Raw genomic sequence first — 25157 nt, forward strand, 5'->3', positions numbered from 1 at the left:
TGTTCTCTGTTTTTTCGGGGGGGTTTCTTGGGTGGGCCGCGCGGGCATGGGTTTGAAACCCTTGACCGCCGTCAAAAACCACGGCCCCATTTCCAGCATGAGGTGTATGGGGTGGTTTGAGTGAACGCAATTACCCCCTCATCCCGGACTTGATCCGGGACCTCGACGCCGTCGAGCGCGCCCTCTCTGGGTCCCGGATCAAGTCCGGGATGAGGGTTTGGAGCTAGCGGCGAATACCGCCCCTACCGCGGCGAGAACTTCTTGATCGTGCCCGAAAACGAAAAGCACGGCCGCTCTTCCGCATAGATCATCCCACGCACGAACAACACCGACCGTCCGGCCCGCAAGACCTCGCCGCGGCTGGTGAGCAATTCGCCTTCCCGGGCTGCTGCGAGGAATTCGGAATTCATCGTCAGGGTCACGCCCATCGAGCCGTCGGTAAAGCTGTCCCAGGCGATGGAGAAGAGCATGAAATCGGCAAAGCTCATCAAACAGCCGCCATGCACCGACCCGCCGGCATTCATATGCTTGCGCTCAGCCCTGAAGGCACCGATCACACCCTGTTCGTCGACCTTGCGGTAGAACGGCCCGGCCTGGCTCTCGAAGGGTTCTTGCGGCCAGTATTGCCAGCCCTTGAACTCGCCGTCTTCAGCAATACTCGGCTGCATCAGCTTACGACCCCGCCTTGGAATTATCGCGATAGCGGATCAGGCCTTCTTGCGTCGCCGAGGCAATCAGCTTGCCCTCGCGGGTAAACAGGCTGCCACGGTTGAAGCCGCGCCCGCCGCCCGACCAGGAGCTTTCGCAGGCATAGAGCAGCCAGTCATCGACCCGCACATCATCATGCAGCCAGAGCGCATGATCGAGGCTGGCGACCTGCATGTTGGGGGAGAGCCAGTTAACGCCATGCGGCTTCATCGACGTGCCCAGGAGCGTCATGTCGGAGGCATAGGCAAGGATGGCGCGGTGCATGACCGGATCATCGCCGACCGGGCCGGTGGTTCTGACCCAGGTACAGCGGACGGCATCACGCTTTTCTTTTTCTGGCGCGAACCAGCTTTCCAGCGGGCGCAGTTCGATGGCGCGCGGGCGCAGCATGTGCTCGACAAACGGGGCGGGCAGGCGGTCGCGGTGTTCATGCGCCAGCTCGGACTCATTCTTCAATCCGTCCGGACCGGGCACGTCGGGCATCTCCGCCTGGTGTTCGAACCCCTGCTCCTTCTTGTGGAAGGAGGCGGTCATGTTGAGGATCGGCTTGCCGCGCTGGATGGCGATGACCCGGCGGTTGGAGAAAGTGCCGCCATCATAATCGCGCTCGACGCGATAGATGATCGGCAGGCGTTCATCCCCGGGGCGCATGAAATAGGCGTGCAGCGAATGCGCCTGGCGCTCTTCATCAACCGATCCCACGGCCGACATCAGCGCCTGGGCGATGACCTGACCGCCAAACACCCGGCCGCGCCCGCCCGGATTGCGCAGACCGCGATAGAGATCAGTATCGATTTCTTCAACGGTCAGGAGTTTGACCAGGGCGCCGGGCGCCTCCTCCTGGGTGGGGCGGCGTTCATCGGCCGATGTGTCAGCAGGTGTCATGGGACCAATCCGTGATGATTCTTGTGACTTGGCCGGGATATTGGGGTGGCCGGGACGCTCTGGCCAGCCTCTTCCTGCAGGCCCGCCTTTCATTTGAGCGCCGGCCTCCCCTGTCGGGGGAAGCTGTTCATCATTGTGTCAGCCCGTCTGACGCTTAGTGTGCGGGTCAAGCGTAACAAGGGGAATGAGATGAAACGCCTGGGCCTGATCACGATTGCCATGACGAGCGCTTTGGCGGCCTGTGCCACCACCACGGTGACGCCTGACAATGTCTACAGCTTCTCCGAACTCAGCCTGTGCCGCATCCAGGCCAATCCGGGCAGCCGCGAGACGGTCGAGCTCGACCTGGTCGGCAGCGAACTGGGCCGGCGCACCACCGATTGCGCCGCCGTCTTCGATGCCGAGCGCTTGCGCCAGGAAGAAGAGCGCCGCCGCCGCGAGGAAGAACGCCGCATCGCTGAAGAAGAACGCCGCATCTATACCGAACGCCAGATCGAACGCATCGCCATGGCCCAGGATGCCTGGGACCGCCCGCGCGCCTGGCGCAACCGGGCGCTGCCGCGCAATGTCAGCGGCCTGGATATCAATGCCTGCATCCGTAATGACGATACCGGCGTGACCCGTCCGGCCGATGTCGAGGCTGTCATGGGCGACGCGCTTAATATCGCGCTGGAGACCAATAGCTATAACCCCTACCGGCAATATTCCGTTGTTTTCCGCCCCAATGGCCGGCTGATGATCGTCGAGATGTATTCCGCCTTTCACAATAGCCGCCTGCCCGACCGGATCGTCTGGGGGTCGAACCAGCGCGGCGTGACCTGGGGGGTTCGCGATATCGGCTATGGCTGCTAGCGCACGCCGCCTCACACAGGCGTGGCTTGCATCCCGCGCGGGCCATGCTATCCGCCTTCTCAAGCCATAATCGGGCACTAAACGGGAGAGCGGCATGAGCAAGATCATCGTAACCGGCGCACTGGGGATTCTCGGACGGGCCACTGTCGACCACCTGGTCGCCACCGGCGCCAGCGTTACCGCGATTGATCTGGCCGAGGACGTCTCCGCCTCCAGCGCCCAGCATGCCATCGGATCGGTCAATCTGACCGATGAGGCCTCGGTCGCAGCCGCTTTCAAATCCGCTGCCGAGGCCATGGGCGGGCTGACCGGCCTGGTCAATATCGCCGGCGGTTTCACCTGGGAGCCGGTCGAAGGCGGCGCGATCGCCAGCTTTGAAAAGATGTTCGCGATCAATCTGAAGACCGCCACCCTCGCCTCGCGCGCCGCGATCGGGCTGATGAGCGACGGCGGTGCCATCGTCAATATCGGCGCCAATGCAGTCAGCGCACCGGGCACGGGCATGGCCGCCTACGCTGCCTCCAAGGCCGGCGTGCACGCCCTCACCCAAAGCCTGGCGGATGAGCTGGCCAGCAAGAATATCCGCGTCAACGCCATCCTCCCCACCATCCTCGACACCCCCACCAACCGCGCCGACATGCCGGATGCGGACACCTCGACCTGGGTCCAGCCAGCGGCCGCAGCCGAAGCGATCGGGTTTTTGACGTCTGACGCCAGCCGGGCGATTACCGGCGCCCTGCTGCCGGTCAATCGGGGCGGTTAAGGGCGCAAACAAAATGCGCAACCCCATCAGCCGCCTTCCGTTTTTACACCATATGATTGAATACCCGGAACCCTGCGAGTAGGCTTGCGCCGACGTGCAGACTGACCCGGGGGGATTTCGTCATGCGGAACACGCTGATTGTAATCGCATTTGCCTGCGCTTTGCCCGCGACAGGCCAGGCCCAGACATTTTCCGAACAGGAGCCCTTGAACATCGAGGCCCAGATCACTGAGCTGGAAAACCTCTCGGTGACAAAACAGTCCGACCTGGATTTCGGAGATATCGACTATCTGGTGACCGACATCAGCGGCACCGGAACCTATGGCTGGAGCGGATTACCCGTCATCGTCTCCGGAGGCAGCAATCTGGTGTGCGATCCGGTCAGTCCGACCGCGACAGGGATGGAAGTCATCCAGAACGCCACAACGAGTGGGGCGGGCATCGTGATCAGTACCGATGAAAGTGGTTCCATCACAGTGAGCTTTGCCGGCGTGTTGGACCCGGCCACCGATCCCCATCTCATCCTGACCCGTTCCGGCGGCGCTGAGACGCTGCGGGTCGGCTCGATGAAGTACAATGCGGCTTTCCTGACCGCCATCAACACGCTGGTTGCTCAAACTACGCGCACCACGTTCGCGGACTGGGCGACCACCACCAATAACACGGGCGTCTTGGGCCTGTGTATTTACGGCGAGGCCGAGCTTAGCAACGGCCTGACCAATGGTATTTACTCGACAACCTTCGACGTCACCGCGACCTACAACTGAGCCCGCCGGTTTCCCCAAACCACCACCCGAACCCGGGCGTGTCGTAAATTTTTCTTACACCATTAGATTGCGGTTCGCGTTGCAGGCGATTAGTTTGGTTAACCATTCAAGCATGTCAGGGGAGTTTGCCATGCGTACCAGCCTTTTTGCGCTCGCGCTCGCCTGCGCCCTGCCCGCTGCGGGTCAGGCGCAGTTTGAAAGCGATCAGGAGACGCTGAACATCCAGGCCGTGATCACGGAATTGGAGAACCTCACCGTCACCAAGCAAACCGATCTCGATTTCGGCGATGTGCTCTACCTGGTGACCGATGTCAGCGGGACGGGCACTTATGGCTGGAGCAGTCTTGATGTGATCCATCTGGGCGGTGGCAATCTGGGGTGCACAAACTCAACACCGAACGCCAACGGGGTTCAGATTGTGCAACAGTCCACAACGAGCGGTGCTGGTCTGACGATCCTGACCGATGAAGGGGCCTCAATCACATTGAGCTTTACGGGTGTGCTGGATCCAACAACCGACCCTCGCCTGACCCTGACCCGCTCTGGCGGCGCAGAGACACTTGAAGTCGGGCAGCTGCGTTACAACACCGCCTTTTACAATGGCAGCAATATCGTGAACCAGACGCTGCGGTCGTCATTCGAGGACCTCTCCATAGTCTCTGCCGGGATAATGGGCGTATGCGTCTATGGTACCGCCGAGCTGACCAACGGTCTGGCGACCGGCCTCTACGCCACCACATTCGAAGTCACCGCGACCTATAATTAAGGGGATGATTATGCGCACTGTTTTTGCCACAGCCCTGGTCGCTGCCGGACTGTCTGCCGCGGCCTCTGCCCAGACCTTCGACGACACCGCGACCGTCAACGCCCTGATCGAAATCGAGAGCCTCGACGCCATCGACCTCGTCGTCGAGCGTCATCTCGATTACGGCACCTTCGGCTATATCCTGACCACCCAGGGAACGGACGGCTATTATGGCTGGACCTCGACCGATGTCAGCCTCACCAAGTCGGGCACGACCTTCACCTGTACCAACCCGGCCGCCGATGCGCTCGCCGTCACCATTCGTCCCAATGCGACGACGCCGACCACGGGCTTCTTGACCGCGTCCGGCACAGCCAACCGCTCCGCCCTCATTGCCATGAGCTTGACCAATGGCACGCTCATCAATCCCGACGAACCCGTGATGTGCTCCAATACCGGGACGAATTGCGGCGCCAATCGCCGGGTTCCGGTGCGTGCCTTCGGATTCCATCTCTATGGCGGCTCCGGTGTCGGCAGTACCAGCACCATTTTGACACCGCTGACAAACTCACCGCACGCCACAAGCTTTGATGATGACGGGCAGTTGGCCATGTGTTTCTTCGGCGAAGCAACGCTGAGCACCGACCTCGTCGATACCAGCTATCTCGCCCAGATTTCAGTCACGGTGGCCTACGACTAGACCCATGTACCAGCGTATCGTGTTCCTCGCGGCGGCCCTCCTGGCCGCCGCTTTGTCGTCTTCTGAGGCGGGTGCCCAGGCGTTCTCCGTCGCGCCGACGCGGATCGTGCTGACGCCGGATGAACCGGCCCAGCCCCTGCTGATCGCCAATCGCTCGACAGCACCGCTGCAGTTTCGCTTCACCTGGGTCTATTACAGCATGGATGGCGATGGCCGGCTGATCGAAACCGAAGCGCCGGCCGACAGCGCGATCAGCATGCTGCGCTATGGCCCGCGGGCGGTCTCCGCCCTGCCCGGTGGCACCACGACGGTGCGGATCGACACCCGACCGGGCCGCGCAATCAACGGTGAACGCCGGGCCCATTTGCGCGTCACCGCCATGCCCGCAGTGCCGGCCGATGACAGCGAGGAGATCATCGCCCGGTTCGGCGTTCAGCTCGGTTATGACGTTCCGGTTTTCGTCCGCGGCCCTGATATCGATCAGGGCGCCGAGATCGAAGCCATTGAAATTGTCGAGATTGATGGCTCTCCTGCCATTTCCCTGACATTGCGTCGGACGGGCGCAGACAGCGTCTGGGGCGATCTGGATATCCGTGATCGCTCCGGCGAAATCGGCCGTTTGATCGGTCCCGCCGTTTACGAGACCACGCCGACCCGCCGCCTGACAATCCCGCTCGATCGCACGCCGGAGGGCCGGGTCCGGGTGCGCTATCGCCAGGATGACCGCACCCTGGCGGAAGCGGAGCTGACACCATGATCCGTTTCCTGACCCGCCTCGCCTTCGCCGGTCTGGCCACCGCAATGGCGGCCCTGCCGGCCAGTGCCCAGATCTCCCTGGTCCCGACCCGGCTGGTACTCGATGAGCGCCAGGCATCCGACTATTTCACCGTCCGCAACACGACCGGCGAGACGCTGCGCTATCGTGTCGAACTGGTTGATCTGGTGATGCAGGAGGATGGCCGTGTCGTGGCGGGTGACCATGACGCCGGGGCCGCCGACTATCTGCGTTACGGCCCCCGGGTGATCACCTTGCCGCCCTATGGTGAAGCCAGTGTGCGCATGCAGCGGCGCCCCGGTGCCCCCGCCGGCGAGCTGCGCAATCATGTCCGCTTCGAACCGGTGAGCCTGCCGATTGAAGAGGACGAAATGCCGGAACAGGCCGTCGCCCGCGTCGAAGTGCGCCTGCTGATCCAGGCGCCGGTCCTGATCCGGTCCGGCCCGGCCGATCTCACTGTCGGACTGGCGGATCCGCGCCTGGTGACGGATGCGACAGGCGCGCGCCGTCTGCGCATTGCCCTCACCCGCTCGGGCGCATGGAGCAGCTATGGCGATCTGCAGGTCCTGCAGGGCGATCGCGTGATCGCTCAGCGCCGCGGCCTCGCGGTTTATCCCGAACGCGACAGGATCGAGGTTGAGATAGATCTTCCAGGCGACGCGTCAGGGCCTGTCAGCATCGTGTTTTCAGACCGTTACCTGCCAGACCGGGTCGCGCGCATGCGCTTCGACCTATAGGCCGATGCTCTGGCGCGCATGTGTTCTTCTTCTCGTCGCAGCCCTTTCGGGCTGTGCCGGCCTGCGCGATGACCTGATCGACCGCCTGCCCCCCGCACCTGATGCGCCGCGTGAACCGGTGCTCACCGCGATCACCCCGCAGCCCGCCTCGGCGCGGCCCGATGAAACCGGCTTCGCCCCTATTCTCCTGCGCGTTGAAGGCCAGCCGCTGGACACGGTCGGCGGATTGTTCGGCCCGACCGGCATGCTCTATCTCTCCGCCGCCGAGGTGCTCGACGCCCTCGCCCTGGCGGGCGGCTGGAACGCAGACCTGCAACGCCTGGAAGCGCGTTTCGGACCATTCGATCGACAGATCTATGCCGATGAGGACGGGATCTGGCGTCTCCTCACCGAGCGTGGGAGCGTCGTGCTGGGCGCCGGTGATGTTGTCTTCCTGCCGGGCGAGCCCAGCCCCTACCTGCCCCTCACCGTGCTTGAATTCCTGACCCCGGCCAATTGGAGTTTCGATGCTGTAGACCTGGCTGCCGACGGCCGGGCGCGTGGCAATATTCCGGCCCTGGAACGGCGCAGTTTCGAGCGCCGCCGCGGCACTGGCGCAGGCGGCCGGAGCCATAATTTCGCCGGCATGGAGCTACCGGTCTGGCCGACGGCGCAATGGCCCGGGCCACCCCTCCTGGATGTCCTCGCCGGCGCGCGTATCGACCGCGAGAGTGATGTGACCACCAATGCCGCGATCGACCTGTCGATGGATCTGCGCCTCGCCTCGGCCTTTGTCTCGGCAACCGCGGACAGCACAACCGGGATACGCGGCGGCCAGGCCCTTCTGGTCACTGATATTGCGGGGGTTGAGGTCACCGCAGGCGATGTCGATTTCGGCAATCTGCGCTTTCTGGGATCCTTGCGCGGGGTCGGCGTCGCTGCGCGGTCCGGGCTGGTGGATGAAGGCGTACTCGATTTCGCCCTCCAGGGCACCGGGCCGGCCGGCTGGGACGTGGAAGTGCGAACCCGGGGTACGCCGCCCTTCTTCGCCTTCACCGAGGTCGGAGCGGATGGCCGCTGGCGTGTTGAGAACGCACCGCTTGCGCCTGGCGGCACGGTCTTCGACATTTTGCTGATCAGCCCCTCTGGAGAGACGATCCGCCAGGCCCGCCGGGTCGCCTCGGCACCGGGCGCACCGGCGCTGGGCCGGTTGCGCTGGCGCCTGGCCGGGCTGCAGAGCGGTGACCGCGTATTCGGACAAAGCGATACCGGGGCGGCACGCAACAGCTATGCTGCCTCGCTGGAATATGGTCTGGCGCCCGGCTTCGGCCTGCGACTGGCCGGGGCTTATCTGCCCTCCGAGGATCTGGACGATGACCCCGGCTCGCTCGATACGCTGGCGCTCGCGGGTCTCGCCTTCGGGAATACGAGACTGCGGACCCGGGCCGATCTGGCCTATGACGGCGATGCTTTCGCCGCCGCTTTCGACGGCTCGATTAACCAGGAGAGGGTGAACTGGGATTTCGCGGTTGAAGCCCGCCAGCAGGGTTTCCGCGGCGAGCTGGAACAAATCTCCGCCCGCGTTCGCGGTTCGCGCCGGATCGGCCGGGTCTCGCTTGCCGCCGAAATGGACCACCGCAACCAGGCCGGCGACGTGGCCAATCTCGCACGGGTGTCGGCACTGACCAGCTGGGGCCGTATCATTGCCGGCGCCCGGGCCGAATATGCCTTTGATGCTGAGGAGGCGCTGCGCTGGAACGCCAATCTCAGCGCGCCACTATTTCGCACCGGGCGCCTTCGCTCCGGCGTGCGCGGCGCCAGCGAGGTCGAGGAATTCAGCCTCGAAGGGGACTGGCGCGGGCGTGAGAATTGGCGTGTCGGCCTGGGTACGGATTATGAAATCCGGTCAGAACGCTGGCGCGGCCGCGCAGCGCTCAGCTGGCGCCACCGCTATGGCGTGATCCGCGCTGACAGCCGGTTCGACGCGGACGGTATTGAGCTCGGCCTCACCCTGAGCACCAGTTTTGCACCGGATCCGGTTCGCGGGGGTTATCGGCCCTATAGCGAAAGACTGCAGCGCCGCGCGCTTGCCGCCATTGTTGCCTGCGTCGATGAAAACAGTGATCTGGAATGCAATCCGGGCGAACCGCCTGTCGAGGATGTCCGCATTGAAGGGCGCCTGCGCGAAACCGATGCGGACGGCGTCATGCTCTTGCCGATCCAACCTTGGCGAGAGACGGAACTTGCTGTTTCTGTTGGCTCTATTTCTGACCCCTTCCTGACACCGATACCGCCGGGCCGGCGCGCCACCATTCGCCCTGGCCGAACCCAGCGGATCGACTTGCCCCTGGCGCGGATCGGTGATGTGACGGGCTATGCCCGACGGGCGGATGGCTCTCCCCTCGCCGGGGCGAGCATCGTCTTACGCTCGGACAACGGGTTGATCGACAAAACCCTGCGTAGCGGATTTGATGGCTTCTTCTTTACCGATCTGCCCTTCGGCCGCTATCGCGCGTGCCTGGAGACCGAGGAGACGGAGACCTGCAGCGATTTCCGGCTCGACGATGACAATCCACAACCCGATCTCGACCTAGCCGCCCCCATTCCGGACGGCGAGGGAGACCCCGTCAGCGACGTCATTGCCCGGGTAGAGGACGATCTCGGCGCCGTCATCAAGGCCGGAGACAAGTTGCGCCATCTCGCCATTGGACCGGCCAATCTCGACCGGGGTGAGAACGGCGCGGCCATTGACGCGACGATAGACTGCCCAGGCTCCGTCCTGGCGGAACAGGGCGGAAACCGGGATTTGCAGTGTGTTATCGGCCGACCAGATGGTAATGGCCGCCTCGATGCGGAAACCGTGACCGAGCCGGGCCCAGTGCTCCGCCTCGTCGAGAAAGTCGATGACCACATTAACCCGCTGCTCCTCGACCCCCAGCGCCGAGACTTTGAGAAAGCCGAAGGGCTCAACCCGGCGTACCCGGCCGCGCAGCGTTTCACCCGTCACCGACCAGCCGGAAATTTCCACCGCCGCGCCCGCCTGCACTTCGACCGCATCGGAGGACAAAAGCTCGGCGACGATTTCCAGCCCGGCCGGGTCGCCGGTTTCCAGCAGAACGGTCCCGGCAGCAACCGGCCCGGCGCTTTCCTGCATGACCCGCAGGACGACACCGTCCACCGGGGAGCGGATATCGAGGACGCTAAGCGCTCCGCCGGCACTGTCCGGTTCGATCAGACGCACCTCGGCGGCCTCAAGCTCGGCCCGGCGCAATTGCACCGCCGCCTGGGCATGACCGAAGGCGGCACGAGCCGAACGGCGCTCCGCAGCGGCGCGGTCAAGAGCGGCCTGCGAGGCGATATCGGCCTCAAACAGTTGCAGCTGACGGTCATATTCGGCCTGGGCCAGGGCACGGCCGGCACTGGCGCTGTCCTGATCGGCGACCGCCGCACTCAAGGCCGCTTCGGCCATGTGGACCGCGGCCTCCGCCTCGCCGCGCGAACGGGCATCGAGGAATTGCGGCTCCGCCGGCAAGAGCTGGGCGATGACATCGCCTGAGGACACATCATCGCCGGCCTCGGGATCGACGCGCAGGAGCTGGCCGCTGATCGGGGCGGCGACCGCATAGACATCCCGGATACGGGTATAACCCTCCTCATTGACGGTCTGGATCATGGCGCCGCGGGAGACCTGGCCGATATCGACCATGACCGGCTGGGGCCGCAGGGAGAAGACCAGGGCAAGAAGGATGAGCACCGCTGCGGCGCCCCAGAAGACGGTTCGAAAACTCAATCGCATGAGGGTTTCCTATTCTCCCGCTTTCAACACGGCCACCATATCCAGCTTGTCCAGGCGCGAGCGCACCATGAGGGCAGAGGAAATGGCGACGAAAATGACCAGCCCGGCGGCATAGGCGAAGGTCCGCGCCTCGATGACATAGGGCAGACGGAACAAGTCCGAACTCATCGCCTCGGCGAAGACAAAGGCCAGTCCAGCGCCGGCCAGGGCGCCGATCGGCAGTGATATCAGGGTCAGAACGGCGATTTCGCCGAGCAGCACATACGCCACCTCGCCACGGGTGAAGCCGAGCACACGCAGAACGGCGAGCTCGGTCTCACGCTCGGAGAAGGATATCCGCACCGAATTATAGACCACACCCACGGCGATCAGGCCGGCAAACAGGGTGTAGATGAGTATCGAGGTCCCCATGCTCTGGTCCATGATGTCGACGAACATCTCCTCGGCCTGGGTCTGCAGCGACAGGCCTGCAACACCGGGCGCGGCCTTGAGCGCCGTATACAGGCGGGCCTCCTGGTCCCGGTCGACCCGCAAAGCCGCTCCGGTGATGACCCGCCCCTCGCCCATGATCCGGTTGAGATCATCGATCTGCATATTGAGACTGGAGCCGATATAGCTGGTCGAGACGCCCGAGACCGGGATTTCCAGTACCGGGCGGCGCCCCTCGGTGACCTCGACCTCGATCGTCTCGCCCGCCTTCACCCCCAGCTTTTCAGCCAGGTCCTGGGACAGGACCAGCCCGCCCGGCGGCGGCTCAATCCCATCACCCGCTGCCGTGACCGCGCGGGAGAGCTGGGCCTCGCGTGGCAGACCGGTCAGGGCGGCGCGCTCCTCGACCGGGCCATTGCGCAGGCGGACAGCGACATGGCGGACAGGCTCGGCGGCCATGACCCCGGGCATGCGTTCAAGCGCGTAAAGCGCTTCGCGCGAACGCGGCTGGTTGAAACTGACGGTGATGTCCTGCCGGTTGGCGATGTCGAAATAGGAACCGATCATCACCTCCATGGAATCGAGGAAGAAAAGCGTCGAGATCAGCAATCCGGCCGAAACCGCGATACCGCCAATGGTGATGGCCGAGCGCTGTGGCCAGCGCAGGATCTGGCGCAAAACCATGCGGGTCTGGTGATCTATCCGCCTCCAGCGTGTCAGCCCGGCCCCCAGGGCCTGGGAATAGTCTGGCGGTGGCGGCGGTCGCATGGCGATGGCCGGATCTAGCCGGGCGGCGCGCCAGGCTGCCAGCACGCCGGCACCGCCAATGGCAATAAATGTCACCAGAGCGGCAACCCCGTAAACCTCGGCCCGAAGCGAGAATATCAGATAGGGGAAGCGATAGTATTCGGTGTAGAGCGCTGCCAGCGACCGCCCCAGCCAGACCCCCAGCGCCAGACCGGCGATAAAGCCGATCGCGCCGATCACCGAGGCGAATTTGAGATAGTGGATGACGACATCCCGATCGCGATAGCCAAACGCCTTCATCAGCCCGATTTCGGTCCGCTCCAGCGCCACCAGCCGGGCCAGGACGACATTGACCAGCACGGCCGCCACGGCAAGGAAGATCGGCGGCAAAAAGCCGGCCATGGTAGACAACTGGTCGATCTCGGAGGAGACGAAAGCGTCCGATATCTGATCCTCGCGGGCATAGGCGCCGGGCGCGCCATAGGGTTCCAGCAAGCGATCCAGCGCTGCGATCACCGGGGCGGTTTCGGCACCGGGCTGGAGCTGCACGATCAGCTCGGTAAAGGCGCCATCGCGGTCGACGGCCTGGGCCAGGGCCTCGCGCTCCATCCAGGCGACCCCGAACATGCGCGGATCGGGCACGATCTGGCCCGGGGCGATGGCGTAGACATATTCCGGCGACAGGGCGAGACCGGTAATGCGGAGCCGGTCGCGGGCGCCATAGATCGTGGCCTCGATGGTATCGCCCGGCTCGAGCCCATGCGCGATGGCGAAGGTTTCCAGGAGCAGGATTTCATCGCGCTGGCCGGCCAGAGGCATGCGGCCCTCGACCAGAAAAACCCGGTTGATGGCACTGCCATTGGCCTGTGGCAGGGACAGCACCTCACCGGCCGCCGGAGCGTCCATCGTGTCGAGCGAAAACTGCGCCGCCGAGCGGACCCGGCTCTCCACCGCCCGCACGCCGGGTATGGCGCCGGCATCATCGGCCAGCGCCTCCGGTGCCCGCACCACCGGGGCCCAGATATCGGCGAATTGATGCCGGTCATAATAGGTGTCTCGGGTCAGTTTGAGACTGTCGAGCATTCCCGCCGCAACGATATGCACGGCGACACCGGCGGCGATCACCAGGGCAATGGCGATGATCTGCACCCGCATTGACCAGAGGTCGCGCACCAGTTTGCGATCCAGCTTGGACAGGCCCGGGATCAGCGGATGGCGCGGATCTACCATGTCAGCGCCTCGGGCTCGATCCGGGTTTCGTTGACCTCGACCTTGCCGACCCGGCCATCGGAGAAGGTCACCACCCGGTGCGCCATGTCAGCGACCCCGGCATTATGGGTGATGATCAGGGTTGTCGCGCCGAGCTGTTCATTGACGTCGCGCAGGGCCTGCAGCACGCGCACCCCGGTGGCGCTGTCGAGCGCCCCGGTCGGCTCGTCGCAGAGCATGACCTCGGGCCGTTTGGCGATGGCGCGGGCAATGGCGACACGCTGCTGCTCTCCGCCGGACATCTCGGCCGGGAAATGATCCATGCGGTGATCGAGCCCGACCATGGCCAGGGCCTCGGCGGCTGAGAGCGGATTGTCGGCGATCTCGGTGACCAGCTCGACATTCTCCCGCGCCGTCAGCGAGGGCATGAGATTGTAGAACTGGAAGACAAAGCCGACATGGCGCCGGCGATAGAGGGTCAGCTGGCGCACCGAGGCGCGGGTCAGATCCTCACCGCGGAATTTGAACACCCCGTCGGTGGCCCGGTCGAGCCCGCCGATAATGTTCAACAGCGTCGACTTGCCTGAGCCCGACGGCCCCAGCAGCACCACCATATCCCCGTCCGGAATGCTCAGATCCACACCGCGCAGCGCATGCACGGCGGCCTCACCGGAGCCATAGACCTTGGTCAGCTCGCGGATATCAAAACAGGGCGGGGTATCGCTGGACACTGCGGGCATAATCCCTCCGTTCAATCGGGAGTATTATGCGTAGGGGAATTAGGCGCGATGCGGTATCGGGCCGCAGGGGATGGGGAGCGAGGCCTGCCCTCCTCGCCCTTGATGGGCGAGGTGGATTGCGGCGCAGCCACAAGACGGAGTGGGTGCGCGCCGAAGGCGCGGGGAAGACTAGCGATGGCGAAGTGGTTTTAGTGGCGGCTTTGCCGCGTCACCCACTCCCCCGCTGCGCGGGACCTCGCCCATCGAGGGCGAGGAGGCCGCTAAAAATCTTGTCATCCCGGACGCAGGCCCGGCCTTGCGCCGGGCGAAGATCCGGGACCCGGCCAAGCCCATCGAGGTCCCTGATCTGCGCCCCGCTTGCGCGGGGCATCCGTCAGGGATGACAAAGTTGTGAGAGGGTGTGGAGGTGAGGCGTGATTAAATCACCCCTTCCCCCGACTTCATGTCGGGGCCTGGCGTTATCCCGGCGCTGATGACTCTAGGTGCTGACAGCTCCAAGAGTCATCAACGTATTCGTTTCCACCGGGCCCCGGAACAAGTCCGGGGGAAATAGAGCGGTGTTGGTGAGAGATGCCTCCCCCTAAACCTCAACCCCGAACAGCTTGCGGAATTCGCCATACCCCTCCGCCTCGAGCTCATCCACCGGGATGAAACGCAGGGAAGCGGAGTTGATGCAATAGCGCAGCCCGCCGGCCTCTTGCGGGCCGTCGGGGAAGACGTGGCCGAGATGGCTGTCGCCGTGGCTGGAGCGGACCTCGGTACGGATCATGCCGTGGGTTGTATCGCGCAGCTCGGTGATGTTCTCGCCTTCGACCGGCTTGGTGAAGCTGGGCCAGCCGCATCCTGAGTCATACTTGTCCATCGAGGTGAAAAGCGGCTCGCCGGAGACGATGTCGACATAGAGACCGGCATCCTTGTTGTCGGTCAGGGCGCCGGTGAAGGGGCGTTCGGTGCCGTTTTCCTGGGTCACCCGGTATTGCTCCGGCGTCAGGCGGGCAATGGCGTCAGCGTCTTTGGTATAGGTCTTGGTCATGACGGGCTCCCTTCATCATCATCCTGCCAATGTACGGTGGGTAGTGGGCAGTGGCCCAGAAATGGGAAAGCGGGGCCTGATTGCCAAGCCCCGCCCTCCAGATCGTGATGTTTTGCAGCCCTTAGCCGGTCTGGCGGGCCCGCGCTGCGGCATTGCGGACGATCTCGGGAATGTCCGAACGCGCTTTTTCGGACCGGTCGGCCATATCCTTGGCACCGGTGGCGAAGTGCTCGGCATCGCGCGAGGCCTGATCGGCCGCTTCGGCGATCTCGGTCATCGACTTGGCCACGGCATTGGAGGCCTCCTGGGCATCATCGACATAGCTCAGGAAGCTGGCGGTCGAGGCGCGTTGTTCTTCCATGGCCGCGGCGACCGCGGTGGTCACTTCCGACAGCGAGCCGATATTGGAGGTGATCGAAGCGATCGCATCGACGGCGTGCTGCGTGCGTTCCTGGATGCCGGTGACCCGGTCATGGATCTCATGCGTCGACTTGTTGGTCTGGGCAGCGAGCGCCTTCACTTCCGAGGCGACGACGGCAAAGCCCTTGCCGGCTTCACCCGCCCGGGCTGCCTCAATCGTGGCGTTGAGGGCCAAGAGGTTGGTCTGCTCGGCGAGGTCATTGATCAGCGAGACGAAATTGCCGATCTGGTCCGCAGCGGTCTTGAGTTCCTCAACCGACTGGCTCGACACGGCGGCGCGCTCGACGGCCTCCTGGGCCAGCTGGTCGCCGCGCGAGATTTGCTCGGTGACCTCATTGATCGCCGTCATCAGCTCATCGGCCTGCTGCGCGGCAGAGGAAGAGCGCTGCTTGGACAGTTCGGACTGTTCCAGCGCCGTTTCCGCCGCCGACTTGGCGCCGGACAGGATGGCGCGGACACCGGTGGAGTGGATGTGGATGCCGTCGGCGGTTTCAGACAGCGAGCCGAGGCCCTCTTCTGCCGCCTTCTCCACCTCGGTCGCCATGTCCATCAGCTCGCGGGTGCGCATTTCCATCACCGCGCGCTCTTCTTCCAGGCGCTCGGCATTGGACTGACGGCGCTCTTCATCGACCTCGATAAAGCGGGCCGCGGCGCGGGCCAGGGTACCGATTTCATCGCGGCGGTCGGTCCCGGTGACCTCGATCTCGGTATGCCCCTCGGTCAGGCCTTTCAGCGTCGAGGTGATCTTGCGGATCGGGCCGACGACGGACTGCATGACGACACCGGAGAAGACGAGGATGGTGAGCAGGCTGATCGCGGCGATCAGCGTTGCATTGCGCGCGTCGGTTGCCGCTTCGCTGGCATAGCGCTGAGCGGTCGGCGTAATTTCATTAGCGAAATCGGTCTCGATCTCGATAAGCCGATCAATTCGGGCGGTCGAGGACTGGAACCAGGCCGGACCCTGGCCCGCCGCGATCGTGCCACCATAACCGGCCGCAATGAGGGTCTGGCGGAGGGGCGCAACACCCTGATCCACGGCGGCCATGCCCCGATCCAGGCGGTCCGCCCAGGTCTCGCCCATGATCAGGTCAAATTCGGCCATGAACGTGTTTTGGGCCTCCTGCAGCGAAAGCAGGCGGATATGAGCATCCCGTTCAATTGCAGCCTGATTGAAAGCACGGGCGCCCACAGCGCGCTCGCGGCCAGCCATTTCGGTCGCCTCATAGAGGTTCAGGAGGCCGATCATTTCCTCAATCAGGCCAGTGCCTTCAGCGAGGTGGGTCTCCTCGGCATAGGCTTTGAGGATGTCTTCGATGATATGGGTATAGGCAGACGTCGCCTCACCCGCCGTGAGACTGCCATCGGTAACGGCCCGGCGATGGGCGACAAGACCTGCGAGATCGGTTTCAATCACGGCAAGGCTGTCCCGATAGGCCTGACCGAAGTCTTCCGTAGCGCCTGATTGGAGCGCTCCCAGCAATTCGGCCACGGCGACGTCCGTCGCGGCACGCTGGGTTTCCAGTGCCTCAAGCGGCTGGGCTGCGCGACCCGATCCGAAATAACCAGCCGTCCGGCCACGCTCGCGCTGCAGCTCATACATCACATCCGAGGTGTAATGTGTGAAGTCGACAATCTCGGCAACAAGACTGACCCGCGCAGCGTCGCGCTGGCTGTCGATCGCGCTCATGGATGCGAAGACGGCAAACCCGATCATCGGTGCGATGACGGCCATGGCGATGCGTGCCGCGATCGGCAAAGAAGAGAGGCGCATAGTTGTTTCCTCAGCCCAAATGAGTGCGATGAGGAAACAATGTGTTGGTTACCGGTAACCTAACAAAAACGACAGTTTAGGGTACTGGTTTATAACAATATGCATATCTCTATGGCTGGTCAGGCGCTTAGCGGAACTGCATTCCGTCCTTCAGCCCAAGCGCCCGGAAGATCATCGCTGCCGGGCAAAAACCGGTGAAGCTGGTCTGCAGCAGGTTGAAGCCGACAAAGGCAGCCAAAAGGAGCCACCACTGGCTGACCTGTACGGCGAGGATGAGAGAGATCAGGACCATGGTCCCGGCGAGAGCCATGACGGCGCGTCCGATGGTCATGCTTGTGTCCTTTCATCAAGATCAAGCGGTTCGGGGAGTTTGGGGGTGTAGGGCTCGTCGCCATCCTTGAAGATCACATAGATGGCCGGAATGACGAGCACGGTCAGGAGCGTCGAGGATGCCAGACCGAACAGGAGCGAGATCGCCAGGCCCTGGAAGATCGGATCGCCGAGGATCACAGACGCACCGATCATCGCCGCAATGGCGGTCAGGAGGATCGGCTTGAAACGGATTGCGCCAGCGCGCAGCAGGGTCTCGCGCAAGGGTTCGCCCGCCTCCGCCCCATGGCGGATGAAATCCACCAGCAGGATGGAATTGCGCACGATAATCCCGGCCAGGGCGATGAAACCAATCATCGAGGTCGCGGTGAAGGCAGCGCCAAACATCCAGTGACCGAGAATGATGCCGATAAAGGTCAGCGGGATCGGCGTCAGGATGATGAGCGGCACACGGAAGGAGCCGAACTGGGCCACGACGAGGACGTAGATGCCCAGCAGGGCAACCATGAAGGCAGCACCCATATCGCGGAAGGTCACATAGGTGATCTCCCACTCACCATCCCATAACAAGACCGGCACATCATCACTGTCCGGCTGGCCATACATGCGGATTTGCGGCTGCGGCACCGCCTCTGTCCAAGGACGTTGGGCGAGTGCCTCCTCGACAGCAAACATGCCGTAGATCGGGGCTTCGTATTCGCCGGCCAGCTCGGCCATGACCATTTCCAGATAGCGGCCGTCCCGGCGGAAAATCGGGTAGGAGCCGGGCTCTTCCGAGACCGAGACCACATCACCCAGTTCGACAATGCCGCGATCACCCGGGATCAGATTGGTCGGGACCGGGGTTGAGGACAGGCGTTCGGACCAGAGCCTGTCCTCGCGCGGCAATTCCACCGAAATCTCGACCGGGTCGCGGCCCTCGCCACGATGGGAATAGCCCACGGGCATGCCGCCGATCAGGGCGCGGACCGTGTCATAGACATCGCTTTGCTGGACCCGGAAATATTCCAGGCTGTCCTGGTCGATGGCGATGCGCAGGCGCGGTCGCGGCGTACCGAAACTGTCGTCGATATCGACCACATAGGGCACGCTGTCGAACGCTTCGCGGACCTCCGAGGCGACGGCGCGGCGGGTTTCCGCGTCGGGACCGTAGATCTCGGCCAAAAGAGTGGCGATGACCGGCGGGCCGGGCGGGATTTCCGCGATACGGACACTGGCACCTTCGGGCAGGTCCATGTCAGCAAGGAGCTCGCGCGCTTCCAGGGCAATGTCATGGCTGGCCCGGTCGCGATGGTGCTTGGCTTCCAGATTGACCTGGAGATCGCCCTGCTCCGGACGATTGCGCAGGAAATAGTGACGCACCAGGCCGTTGAAATTGAACGGCGCGGCCGTGCCGGTATAGGCCTGGATCGAGGTCGCCTCAGGCAGGGCGGACAGGCGGTCCGCCGCCTCCATCAGAACACGTTCCGTACGCTCCAGCGTCGTGCCTTCCGGCATGTCGACAATGACCTGGAATTCCGACTTGTTGTCGAAGGGCAGGAGTTTGACCGTCACGGTGCGGGTCGCAAACAGCGACATCGAGCCCAGGGTCAGGACACCGACAATGATCAGCAGTGTCCAGGCCGAGCGGCGACTGGCGATGACCGGGCCGGCCACGCGGCGATAAAGCGCGCCCAGCTTGCCCTCGGTCTCTTCGCCATGGCCGTGATCGCCCGCACCACCCCGTGCAGCGATGATTTTCATCAGCCAGGGCGTCAGTACGACGGCGACGAAGAAGGAGAAAATCATCGCCGCAGAGGCATTGACCGGGATCGGCGCCATATAGGGCCCCATCAAGCCGGACACGAAGAGCATCGGCAGCAGGGCGGCCACCACGGTGAGCGTGGCGACAATGGTCGGATTGCCGACTTCGGCGACGGCTTCGATGGCGGCCGTGATCTTGTCTCGGCCATCCTTCATCGCCCAGTGCCGGGCAATATTCTCGATCACCACAATGGCGTCGTCGACGAGGATGCCGATGGAGAAGATCAGCGCGAACAGCGAGACCCGGTTGATAGTGTAGCCCATAAGGTTGGAGGCGAAGAGGGTCAAAAGGATGGTGGTCGGGATGACGACGAAGACGACCACGCCTTCACGCCAGCCGATAACAAAGGTCACCAGCAGCACAATCGAGACCGTAGCCAGGGCGAGGTGGAAGAGCAGCTCGTCGGCCTTTTCGTTGGCGGTCTCGCCATAGTTTCGCGTCACGGTGACCTCGACGCCCTCGGGGATCAGGCTGCCGCGCAGCAGCTCGAGGCGCTCGAGAATATGCTCGGAGACGACCACCGCATTGGCGCCTTCGCGCTTGGCGATGGCGAGCGTGACCGCCGGGCGGCTGTCCCAGCTGTCATGATGGTCCTCGCGCGTCAGCATCCAGGCGCGCGCTTCGGAGGGCTCGGCTCCGACAATGACGTCAGCCACATCGCGGACATAGACCGGGCGGCCATCACGCGTGGTCAGCAAGAGCAGACCGATATCCTGGCTGCCCTGAAGCGTCTGACCGGCGGCGACCGACAAGGTGCGGTCCATGGCCGAGACCTGGCCGGCCGGGAAGGAGCGGTTGGCTTCAGCGATGCGGCCGGCGAGCTGTTGCAGGGTAACGCCGTATTGCGACAGACGCTCCGGGTCCGGCTCAATGCGGATCTGGTCCGCGCGACCACCGACGATATAGCTCAGCCCGACATCCTCGACCGACATGATCGCGGCGCGCAGCTCCTCGGCAATGGCATGCAGGGCGTGATCATCCCAGTGCGCGGCGACATCAGCGCGCGGCGACAGGGTCAGGGCGACAATGGCCACATCATTGATCCCACGGCCGACGATCAGTGGCTCGGGGATGCCCAGCGGCATGCGGTCCATATTGGCGCGGATGCGCTCGTGAATGCGCAGTATGGCGGCGTCAGGATTGGTGCCGACCTCGAAGCGGGCGGTGACGAGGACCTGGTCATCCTCGGACAGGGAGTAGACATGCTCGACCGCATCAACGGAGCGGATGATCGCTTCCAGGGGCTCGGTGATGAGCTCGACGGCATCCGTCGCCTTGAGCCCGTCGGCGCGCACCATGATGTCGACCATGGGGACGGAAATCTGCGGCTCTTCCTCGCGCGGGATGACCATCAGGGCCAATAGTCCGACGGCCAGAGAGGCCAGCAGGATGAGCGGGGTCAGCGGTGAGCGGATGAACGCCTTGGTGAGCTGACCGGAGATACCTAGCTTCATGGCCGCACCACCTGGTCGCCATTGGCGATCCCGCTGAGGATTTCAACGCCGTCGGCTGTCTCCGGACCGCGCAGAACGGAGACTTCAACCGTCTCGCCCGCCGGGGTCAGAAGAAGAACATAATCAACGCCAAAACGCGTGGTGACATAGCCGGACGGAATGATAATGGCCTCGCGCTCGTCGACGCTTACATAGACCCGTACCCGCTCACCGACGAAGAAGCCGCCGAGACCATCGACCAGCGCATCGGCGACGACGCGACCGTCTTCAATGCGCGGATAGACCTGGCGGATCTGACCTTGGGCCGCGACATCGCCGCTCAGGGCAGCGGCATCCACCTCGATGGCGTCGCCCTCCTGGATCGAGCGGGCATGACGCTCGGGCAGGCGCAGACGCAGGAGGTAGAGGTCAGAGGCGATCATGGCGATCGCCTCGCCCGGCATCACCACCGTGCCGGCGGTCACCGGCACCTGTAAGACGCGACCGGCCGCAGGAGCAAGCACATCACCCTCCCGGGTCTGCTGCACCAGCACATCCCGCTCGCGCCGGACCGAGGCTAGCTGCCCCTCCAGCACTTCGACCTGGGTTGAGGCCTGATCCAGACGGGCCTGGGGGAAGATCCCACGCGAGAACAGGTCCTGGGCCCGTTCGAGATCAATCCGTGCCTGGGCCAGCTGGGCGTTGAGCGCAGCGGCCTGGGCATTGATCGAGCCGATCTGCGGCGCCAGGCGTTCATTGACGACAACCGCGAGCACGCTCCCCGCCTCCACTGCATCGCCTTCATCCACGCGCAGCTCTCCGATCGTGCCGCCCAGGCGGGCCCGGGCAGTGACCGTATCAACGCTCTCGACTGTGGCGAATACGGCCTTGCGGTCGCTGACGCGGACGGTCTCGACGGTGTGGATTTCGCCTTGCTGAGCCCAGGCGGGCGCAGTGGCGAGCAGGCAGGCGATGAGGGCGGCGCGGATCATGGGGTCAATCCTTAAACGGCTTGCGGATCGACAACGGCACCGGTGGCCGGATCAAGCGTAATGACCGGCAGGCCCGCAGCTTTCCAGGCCATCATCCCGCCCTTGAGGTGCGCGGTGACCGGGACACCGGCCGCGGCACAGCGATTGAGCGCGTCCATCGACCGTTTGCCGGACCCGCAATGCAGGATGACCTCACGGCTCTTGTCGATGGGCAGTGCCTGGGCATCGAAAGTCGACAGCGGATGCAGGCTGGCGCCGTGCAGGCGCTCGGTCGCAAATTCGCGCGGTTCACGCACATCGATAATGACCAGTTCGCCCTTCTGGGCCCGGTCGAACACGTCTTTCGGGTCAAGTTCCTGCAGGCTCATTTCATCTCTCCAAGAAATCTGCGATATACATCATTGACTGCTAAATTAGCATATTCTATATTAGTGTCAACTAATGAGTTGAGTCCAATGAACGCCGAACACGACATCCAGATCGAAGAACTTCAGCATCAGGCAGGTGATGCGGCCGCTTTCCTGAAGCAGCTGGCCAATGAGAAACGCTTATTGATCCTGTGCCGCCTCGCCTCGGGCGAGGCCGGCGTCGGCGAGCTGTGCGAAGTGGCCGGCCTGTCGCAATCGGCGATGTCGCAGCATCTGGCCAAAATGCGCGCAGACGGGCTGGTCAGCGGCCGCAAGCACGGGCTGCAGGTTTTCTATTCCATCGCCGACGATCGCTGCGTCGGCATTCTGACGCATCTCAAATCGCAATTCTGCACCGCCGCGGACGGTCTCGGCACAGCGGAATAGGCGGAACGACAAGACGCAAAACGCGCGCGTTCCGGCCCACAGGGAGGAACACATGGCTCATATTGTTGTACTCGGCGCTGGTCTCGGGGGGGTCCCGATGGCGCTGGAAGCGCGCAAGGAATTACCCAAGGATCACAAGATCACCGTGATCTCTGACAGCGCGACCTTTCACTTCACCCCATCCAATCCCTGGGTGGCGGTGGATTGGCGTAAGCCGGACCAGATCAAGGTTGAGCTGGCACCAATGTTCAAGAAAAAGGGCATCGACTTCATTCACGCCAAGGCCATCAAGGTGAAGCCTGAGGAAAACGCCGTCGCGCTCGAGAGCGGCAAGCTTGTCACCTATGACTACCTCATCATCGCCACCGGTCCCGAGCTGGCCTTCGACGAGATCGAGGGGCTGGGCCCCCATGGCGGCCATACCGAGAGCGTGTGCCATGTCGACCATGCAGCCGCGTCGAACGAGGTTTGGCAGAAATTCTGTGACAATCCGGCCCCGATCGTGGTCGGCGCGGTCCAGGGCGCATCCTGTTTTGGCCCCGCCTATGAATTCGCCATGATCTTGGAAACCGACCTGCGCAAGCGCAAGATCCGCGACAAGGTTCCGATGACCTTTGTCACCTCCGAACCCTATGTCGGCCATCTCGGCCTCGACGGTGTCGGCGACACCAAGGGTCTGCTGGAAAGCGAGATGCGCAACCGGCACATCAAATGGATCACCTCGGCCCGGGTCACCAAGGTCGAAGAGGGCCTGATGCATGTCGAGGAGGTGAATGAGGACGGCACGGTCAAGAAAACCCATGAACTGCCCTTCGGCTATTCCATGATGCTCCCCGCGTTCCGCGGCATACCCGCGGTGCGCGATGTCGAGGGCCTGGTTAATCCGCGCGGCTTCATCCTCATCGATGAGCATCAGCGCAATCCGAATTTCTCCAACATCTTCTCGGTCGGGGTCTGCGTGGCCATTCCACCGATGGAGAATTATGCCGTGCCGGTCGGCGTCCCTAAGACTGGTTTCATGATCGAGAGCATGGTGATGGCAACGGCGCGCAATATCCGCGACGAGCTTGCCGGCAAAGAGGCGCGTCATGTCGCCACCTGGAATGCCGTCTGCCTCGCCGATTTCGGGGATGGGGGCGTTGCTTTTGTGGCCATGCCGCAAATCCCACCGCGCAATGTGAACTGGTCTGCCGATGGCGGCTGGGTCCATCTCGGCAAGATCGCCTTCGAAAAGTACTTCCTCGGCAAGATCCGCAGCGGTGTCGGCGAGCCCTTCTATGAGCGCGCGGTGTTCGACATGCTCGGCATTCACAAGGTCAAGCCGAAGGAAAAGGGCGACGCCTAGGCCTTGGCCAGGATCGCGCCGGCCGCCGTGCCGAGCATCTGGGCCAAGGCCGGCAGATTCTCTGCCAGCGGCGAGGTTTCACGCCAGATCAGGGAGATTTCCCGGCGTGCGCTGGCATCACCGATGGGGCGCAGGGCTACTGACCGGTCGCGGCGCGCCTCGGTCTTGATGTAGAGCTCGGGCAGGATCGCCACGCCGGCGCCCAGTGCCGCCATGTTTCGAATGGCATCGAGCGAAGTGCCTTCATAGTCCGACGAAATATAGGCATCTGCCCGTACAGCGAGCTGCCGGACTTGCCAGGTCAGGCGGTGCCCCAGACCCAGGGTGAGGAAGGGCGAGCCCTTGAGCTCGCTAAGCGTCACCGGCGCATTGCTGGCGGCCAGCGGATCGTCCGGAGCCATGGCGACCCACAAGCGCTCCTCGAACAATACAGACCCCTGCATGCCGGGATGGTCCTCGCGCGTTGAGATCACGGTATCGAGGCGACCATCATCGAGCTGCTCCGCCAAACGGTCCGTGGGTTCGTCACGAATACCCAGGCGCAAATCCGGGAAGCGCGCATGCAATTGCCGCGTCACGCTGGGCAGAAGATAGGGTCCGATAGTCGGGATCACCCCCATGCGGATCCGGCCATAGAGTGCGTCGGCCCCGTGTTCGGCCATGGCTTTCATATCCGCAACCTGGCGCAGGATATATCGCGCCCGGCGGATGATCTGATCGCCCATCGGCGTGACCATGGCGCCAGCCCGTCCGCGCTCGAATACCGACACGCCGAGATGAGCCTCTGCGTCGGCCACTTGGGCCGACAGGCTGGGCTGGCTGACATTCATCGCCTTGGCCGCATCGGAGAAGCGGCCACTGTCCGCAATGGCGACCAGATACTCCAATTGCCGCAGGGTCGGTTTCATAGTTTTTTCCTAAGTGAGACTTTTGTTCTTTATATTTTACCTAACTGTATCGCATCTCTATGTTCCGCGCATCAACAATAACACACGAAAGAGCTGATTGCTTCCACTGGCGCACAGGCCAATCGTTTCCCCGGACTGCCCTTCCTTCCCATCCAAGCACCTCCATGGAAACGGTTTTTTCTTATGCGCCAAGGTTATCTCGCCGGTTACGGCCAGTGACCTAACTCATCAGCGGCTCTTGGCCGATGACGCGACTGACCCAAGCGGTGCCCCCCTAATCCCCGCGGACGTCAAAACCATCATCGCCAACCCCGGCTCGGCCATTCGCACGTTGTCCCCGCGCTAATTGGCCGGGCCGGTTTTGTTGTTTACGCGGTTTAGAACAAAGGACGATCACATGCCTCGCGCGTTGGTTCGAATTCAGGAATTTCTGCGACTTGAGAGTTCCGCCGGCATCATCCTGATGTTCAGCGCCCTGGCGGCCCTGATCGTCAG

Annotated in this window: 21 protein-coding genes; 9 read left to right on the forward strand and 12 right to left on the reverse strand. The window is 63.4% G+C overall.

The window, feature by feature from the left end; genetic code table 11:
- Positions 1–242: 242 nt before the first annotated feature.
- Together Q1V57_RS13860 and Q1V57_RS13865 are read right to left on the reverse strand one after the other, a co-directional pair.
- On the reverse strand, positions 243–668 hold the full coding sequence (locus Q1V57_RS13860; protein ID WP_300532053.1) for a PaaI family thioesterase: 426 nt from the start codon (positions 666–668) through the stop codon (positions 243–245).
- 4 nt (positions 669–672) lie between these two features.
- Entirely contained in the window at positions 673–1593 is a 921-nt protein-coding gene (locus Q1V57_RS13865) for an acyl-CoA thioesterase II (RefSeq protein WP_300532055.1), read from the reverse strand.
- Positions 1594–1782: 189 nt separating this feature from the next.
- On the opposite strand from Q1V57_RS13865, the gene Q1V57_RS13870 reads away from it, so the two are divergent.
- The 7 genes from Q1V57_RS13870 to Q1V57_RS13900 all read left to right on the forward strand — a co-directional run bounded on the left by Q1V57_RS13870 (position 1783) and on the right by Q1V57_RS13900 (position 6932).
- Entirely contained in the window at positions 1783–2445 is a 663-nt protein-coding gene (locus tag Q1V57_RS13870; RefSeq protein ID WP_300532057.1) for a hypothetical protein, read from the forward strand.
- Positions 2446–2539: 94 nt separating this feature from the next.
- Entirely contained in the window at positions 2540–3208 is a 669-nt protein-coding gene (locus tag Q1V57_RS13875) for an SDR family NAD(P)-dependent oxidoreductase (RefSeq protein WP_300532058.1), read from the forward strand.
- Positions 3209–3330: 122 nt separating this feature from the next.
- A complete protein-coding gene (locus Q1V57_RS13880) occupies positions 3331–3975 on the forward strand; it encodes a hypothetical protein (protein ID WP_300532060.1) in 645 nt (214 codons plus the stop codon).
- A gap of 130 nt (positions 3976–4105) precedes the next feature.
- Positions 4106–4741, forward strand: coding sequence for a hypothetical protein (locus Q1V57_RS13885; RefSeq protein WP_300532062.1), 636 nt, complete (start codon positions 4106–4108; stop codon positions 4739–4741).
- A gap of 10 nt (positions 4742–4751) precedes the next feature.
- Positions 4752–5420, forward strand: coding sequence for a hypothetical protein (locus Q1V57_RS13890; RefSeq protein WP_300532064.1), 669 nt, complete (start codon positions 4752–4754; stop codon positions 5418–5420).
- A 4-nt stretch (positions 5421–5424) separates the two neighbouring features.
- A complete protein-coding gene (locus Q1V57_RS13895; protein ID WP_300532066.1) occupies positions 5425–6177 on the forward strand; it encodes a hypothetical protein in 753 nt (250 codons plus the stop codon).
- Positions 6174–6932 carry a hypothetical protein gene (locus tag Q1V57_RS13900; protein WP_300532068.1) on the forward strand — a complete coding sequence of 253 codons (759 nt, stop codon included), beginning with the start codon at positions 6174–6176 and terminating at the stop codon, positions 6930–6932. The genes Q1V57_RS13895 and Q1V57_RS13900 overlap by 4 nt, the downstream gene beginning before the upstream one ends.
- Before the next feature lie 2569 nt (positions 6933–9501).
- Here the strand turns inward: Q1V57_RS13900 and Q1V57_RS15975 are convergent.
- The 9 genes from Q1V57_RS15975 to Q1V57_RS13945 form a co-directional block, all read right to left on the reverse strand.
- Entirely contained in the window at positions 9502–10707 is a 1206-nt protein-coding gene (locus Q1V57_RS15975) for an HlyD family efflux transporter periplasmic adaptor subunit (protein ID WP_366145166.1), read from the reverse strand.
- A gap of 9 nt (positions 10708–10716) precedes the next feature.
- Positions 10717–13113 carry an FtsX-like permease family protein gene (locus Q1V57_RS13910; RefSeq protein WP_300532071.1) on the reverse strand — a complete coding sequence of 799 codons (2397 nt, stop codon included), beginning with the start codon at positions 13111–13113 and terminating at the stop codon, positions 10717–10719.
- Positions 13107–13832 (reverse strand): ABC transporter ATP-binding protein, encoded by a 726-nt coding sequence (locus Q1V57_RS13915; protein ID WP_300532073.1) that lies wholly within the window; start codon positions 13830–13832, stop codon positions 13107–13109. Before Q1V57_RS13915 ends, Q1V57_RS13910 begins: the two co-directional genes overlap by 7 nt.
- A 580-nt stretch (positions 13833–14412) precedes the next feature.
- Positions 14413–14865 (reverse strand): peptide-methionine (R)-S-oxide reductase MsrB, encoded by a 453-nt coding sequence (gene msrB / locus Q1V57_RS13920; RefSeq protein ID WP_300532075.1) that lies wholly within the window; start codon positions 14863–14865, stop codon positions 14413–14415.
- A 121-nt stretch (positions 14866–14986) separates the two neighbouring features.
- Positions 14987–17056, reverse strand: coding sequence for a nitrate- and nitrite sensing domain-containing protein (locus tag Q1V57_RS13925; RefSeq protein ID WP_300532076.1), 2070 nt, complete (start codon positions 17054–17056; stop codon positions 14987–14989).
- Between the two features lie 127 nt (positions 17057–17183).
- Entirely contained in the window at positions 17184–17387 is a 204-nt protein-coding gene (locus tag Q1V57_RS13930) for a DUF2892 domain-containing protein (RefSeq protein ID WP_300532078.1), read from the reverse strand.
- A complete protein-coding gene (locus tag Q1V57_RS13935; RefSeq protein WP_300532080.1) occupies positions 17384–20644 on the reverse strand; it encodes an efflux RND transporter permease subunit in 3261 nt (1086 codons plus the stop codon). Before Q1V57_RS13935 ends, Q1V57_RS13930 begins: the two co-directional genes overlap by 4 nt.
- Positions 20641–21615 carry an efflux RND transporter periplasmic adaptor subunit gene (locus tag Q1V57_RS13940; protein ID WP_300532081.1) on the reverse strand — a complete coding sequence of 325 codons (975 nt, stop codon included), beginning with the start codon at positions 21613–21615 and terminating at the stop codon, positions 20641–20643. The genes Q1V57_RS13935 and Q1V57_RS13940 overlap by 4 nt, the downstream gene beginning before the upstream one ends.
- An 11-nt stretch (positions 21616–21626) precedes the next feature.
- Positions 21627–21983 carry a rhodanese-like domain-containing protein gene (locus Q1V57_RS13945; protein ID WP_300532082.1) on the reverse strand — a complete coding sequence of 119 codons (357 nt, stop codon included), beginning with the start codon at positions 21981–21983 and terminating at the stop codon, positions 21627–21629.
- Positions 21984–22070: 87 nt separating this feature from the next.
- Here Q1V57_RS13945 and Q1V57_RS13950 point away from each other — a divergent pair, with 87 nt between their 5' ends.
- Together Q1V57_RS13950 and Q1V57_RS13955 are read left to right on the forward strand one after the other, a co-directional pair.
- Positions 22071–22409: a metalloregulator ArsR/SmtB family transcription factor gene (locus Q1V57_RS13950; protein WP_300532085.1), complete on the forward strand. Its 339-nt coding sequence runs from the start codon at positions 22071–22073 to the stop codon at positions 22407–22409.
- 52 nt (positions 22410–22461) lie between these two features.
- Entirely contained in the window at positions 22462–23754 is a 1293-nt protein-coding gene (locus Q1V57_RS13955; RefSeq protein ID WP_300532087.1) for an FAD-dependent oxidoreductase, read from the forward strand.
- Here the strand turns inward: Q1V57_RS13955 and Q1V57_RS13960 are convergent.
- A complete protein-coding gene (locus Q1V57_RS13960; RefSeq protein WP_300532089.1) occupies positions 23751–24662 on the reverse strand; it encodes a hydrogen peroxide-inducible genes activator in 912 nt (303 codons plus the stop codon). The two genes, Q1V57_RS13955 and Q1V57_RS13960, sit on opposite strands and share 4 nt — an antisense overlap.
- Positions 24663–25157: the final 495 nt, after the last annotated feature.

Origin of the sequence: Maricaulis sp., from assembly GCF_030149425.1 — a bacterium.
In the GTDB taxonomy this organism is placed as follows: domain Bacteria; phylum Pseudomonadota; class Alphaproteobacteria; order Caulobacterales; family Maricaulaceae; genus Maricaulis.